Source organism: Nocardia sp. NPDC057455 (genome assembly GCF_042802775.1).
Classification (GTDB): Bacteria; Actinomycetota; Actinomycetes; order Mycobacteriales; family Mycobacteriaceae; genus Nocardia.
On record NZ_JBHVDM010000214.1, the window covers coordinates 1 to 1,173 of the forward strand.

At 53.1% G+C, this 1,173-nt stretch carries 1 rRNA gene; it reads left to right on the forward strand.

Annotated features, from left to right (window positions below):
* Positions 1 to 102: 102 nt before the first annotated feature.
* Positions 103 to 1,173: ribosomal RNA gene (locus tag ACFU5M_RS34540) — 23S ribosomal RNA — on the forward strand; the annotation flags it as partial.

Consider the following 1,173-nt stretch of genomic DNA (forward strand, 5'->3'; position numbering starts at 1 on the left):
GTGCTGCCTTCGGTTGCCGGCCCCAGTGAACTCGCCTGTAAGGGTGGGGTGATGGGTGGCTGGTCGTTGTTTGAGAACTGCACAGTGGACGCGAGCATCTGTGGCCAAGTTTTTAAGGGCGCACGGTGGATGCCTTGGCACCAGGAACCGATGAAGGACGGGACGAACACCGATATGCTTCGGGGAGCTGTAAGCAAGCTTTGATCCGGAGATTTCCGAATGGGGAAACCCACCACTCGTAATGGAGTGGTATCCATATCTGAATTCATAGGATATGAGAAGGCAGACCCGGGGAACTGAAACATCTAAGTACCCGGAGGAAGAGAAAGCAAATGCGATTCCCTGAGTAGCGGCGAGCGAAACGGGATTAGCCCAAACCAAGAGGCTTGCCTCTTGGGGTTGTAGGACACTCTGTACGGAGTTACAAAGGAACGAGGTAGATGAAGAGGTCTGGAAAGGCCCGCCATAGGAGGTAACAGCCCTGTAGTCAAAACTTCGTTCTCTCCTGAGTGGATCCTGAGTACGGCGGAACACGTGAAATTCCGTCGGAATCCGGGAGGACCATCTCCCAAGGCTAAATACTCCCTAGTGACCGATAGTGAACCAGTACCGTGAGGGAAAGGTGAAAAGCACCCCGGAAGGGGAGTGAAATAGATCCTGAAACCGTGTGCCTACAAGTAGTCAGAGCCCGTTAACGGGTGATGGCGTGCCTTTTGTAGAATGAACCGGCGAGTTATGATCCCGTGCAAGGTTAAGCAGAAGATGCGGAGCCGCAGCGAAAGCGAGTCTGAATAGGGCGAATTGAGTACGTGGTCGTAGACCCGAAACCAGGTGATCTACCCATGTCCAGGGTGAAGTTCAGGTAACACTGAATGGAGGCCCGAACCCACGCACGTTGAAAAGTGCGGGGATGAGGTGTGGGTAGGGGTGAAATGCCAATCGAACCTGGAGATAGCTGGTTCTCTCCGAAATAGCTTTAGGGCTAGCCTCAAGGTAAGAGTCTCGGAGGTAGAGCACTGATTGGACTAGGGGCCCCTACCGGGTTACCGAATTCAGTCAAACTCCGAATGCCAATGACTTATCCTTGGGAGTCAGACTGCGAGTGATAAGATCCGTAGTCGAAAGGGAAACAGCCCAGACCGCCAGCTAAGGTCCCAAAGTATACGTTAAGTG